Origin of the sequence: Geminicoccus flavidas (assembly GCF_009806515.1) — a bacterium.
Taxonomy (GTDB): domain Bacteria; phylum Pseudomonadota; class Alphaproteobacteria; order Geminicoccales; family Geminicoccaceae; genus Geminicoccus; species Geminicoccus flavidus.
The window spans coordinates 1-2,330 of record NZ_WUJP01001031.1 but is presented as its reverse complement, the minus strand read 5'-3'; the positions used below and the strand labels follow the sequence as shown (position 1 = coordinate 2,330).

Sequence of the window (2,330 nt, the reverse complement as noted above, 5' to 3'; positions counted from 1 at the left end):
GCGCACCTTCGGCGACATCGAGATCCACGATTCGCGCAGCCTGGGCTTCACCGCCACCCGGCCGGTCGACCGCCTGATCAACTGCCTGACCGGCGACGCCATCCCGGCCTCCCTTGACCTGGTGGCGCCGGGCGGCCGCTTCGTCGAGCTGGGCCGGGCCGGGATCTGGAGCGATGCGGCGGCCAGGGCGCGGCGCCCCGACATCCACTACGAGATCCTGGCGCTCGACCGGCTGATCACCACCGACCCGGCCCGGGTCGGCGCCATGCTCGACCAGGTCCTGGCCGGGTTGGCCGACCGCAGCCTGCCGCCGATCCCGGTCCGCCCGCTGCCGCTCGCCCGCCTGCCCGAGGTGGTGCGCGAGCTGGAAGCCGCGCGCCATGTCGGCAAGCTGGTGCTGCGCCGCCCCCGTTTCCGCCCCGACGCCACCTATCTCGTCACCGGCGGCACCGGTGCGCTGGGCCGGGCGCTGCTGGGCTGGCTCGCGGAGAACGGTGCCCGCCACCTCCTGGTGCTGGCCCGCCGCCCGCAGCCGATCACCCTGCCGGCCGCCCGGGTTCGGGTGACCGGGGTCGACATCGCCGACGAGCCCGCCGTCGCGGCGGCACTGGCCAGGCTCGACCGTCCGCTGAAGGGCGTGTTCCACCTGGCCGGCGCGCTGGACAACGGGATCCTGGCCGCCCAGACACCAGAGCGCCTGGCCACGACCCTGCGCCCCAAGCTCGAAGGTGCCCTGGTCCTGGACCGCCTAACCCGCACCGCAGCGCTCGACCATTTCGTCCTGTTCGGCTCGCTGGCCGGACCCGCCGGTGCCGTCGGCCAAGCCAATTATGCAGCCGCCAACGCCGCGCTGGCCGCACTCGCCCGCCGCCGGCAGGCGGACGGCCTGCCGGCACTGCTGGTCGACTGGGCCGCCTGGTCCGGCTCGGGCATGGCCGCCGGCCGTGCCGGGGCCGCGATCGCACCGGCGGCGGCCCTGGAAGCGCTGGGCGAACTCCTGTGCGGCACCACGCTCGAAGCCGCGGTGCTGCCCGCCGCCGCGGTGGCCGCCGCCACGGCGGCCGGGGAACCGGTCGTCGACCTGGACGGGCTGCCCGCTAGCGAGCGTCGCTTCCGCCTGGAGGAGCTGGTCCGGCACCATGCCTGCCAGGTGCTGGAGCTGGGCGACCTGCCGCTCGACCCGGCCCGGCCGCTCACCGAGCTGGGCCTCGATTCCCTGATGGCGGTGGAACTGCGCAACGCCCTGGTCCGCGCACTGGCCCGCCCGCTCCCGCCGACACTGGTGCTGGACCACCCGTCGGTCGAGCTGCTGACCGCCCATCTCGCGACCCTCTGGACCGAGCCGCCGCCCGTGCCTCCACCGCCACCGGCCGGCCCGGCGCACGCGGCACCGGCCGACGACGCCTCGGTCATCGACGAACTGGAACAGGAGCTGCTCCGTGCCGGCTACTGAACGCGACCTGAACCAGGCTGGCGTTGCCGCCGCGCGGCGCGCCCTCGCGATGATCCGCGACCTGCAGTCCAGGCTCGCCGCTGCCGAAGGTGCCGCCCGCACGCCCATCGCCGTGACCGGCCTCGCCTGCCGCTACCCCGGGGCGGACGATGCCGACGGCTACTGGGAGCAGATCGCCACAGGCCGCGACGCGATCACCGAGGTCCCGCCGGAGCGCTGGGACATCGATGCCTGGTACGACCCGGACCCCGACCGCCCCGGCAAGATATCGTCCCGGTGGGGCGGCTTCTTGCGGGGGATCGACCAGTTCGACGCCGCCCATTTCGCCATCACCCGCCGGGAGGCGGAGGCGCTCGATCCCCAGCATCGCCTGCTGCTGGAAACCAGCTGGCATGCGCTGGAGGATGCCGGGATCGCGCCGGACTCATTGTTCGGCAAGAAGCTCGGCATCTTCGTGGGCCTGAGCACTAACGACTATGGCACGCTGCTGGGTGCCGGCCGGGGTGCGGAGTGGATCGACGCCTATGCCAGCATCGGCAATGCGCCGAGTGCTGCTGCCGGCCGGCTGGCCTACAGCCTGGGCACCCATGGCCCGACTTTGGTGGTCGACACCGCCTGCTCGTCCTCGCTGGTGGCCCTCCATCTGGCGATCCAGTCCCTGCGCGCCGGCGAGTGTGAGGTGGCGCTGGCCGCGGGCGTGAACCTGATCCTCTCGCCCGAGCTCACCATCAACTTCTCCAAGGCGCGGATGCTCGCTGCGGATGGCCGCTGCAAGCCGTTCTCCGCCGGCGCCGACGGCTATGTCCGCGCCGAGGGCTGTGGCGTGGTGGTTTTGCGTCGAGCGGGAGCTGGGGTGCGGGCTCGGGCTTTGGTGCTG

General features: G+C 73.6%; 2 protein-coding genes. Both read left to right on the top strand.

Annotated elements, in window-relative coordinates:
- On the top strand, positions 1–1,453 hold a 1,453-nt coding region (locus EQG76_RS29610; RefSeq protein WP_159718842.1), incomplete at its 5' end, for a KR domain-containing protein.
- Positions 1,440–2,330, top strand: an 891-nt coding sequence (locus EQG76_RS29605; RefSeq protein ID WP_200841238.1) for a beta-ketoacyl [acyl carrier protein] synthase domain-containing protein, incomplete at its 3' end; no start/stop codon positions are given. The genes EQG76_RS29610 and EQG76_RS29605, both read left to right, overlap by 14 nt.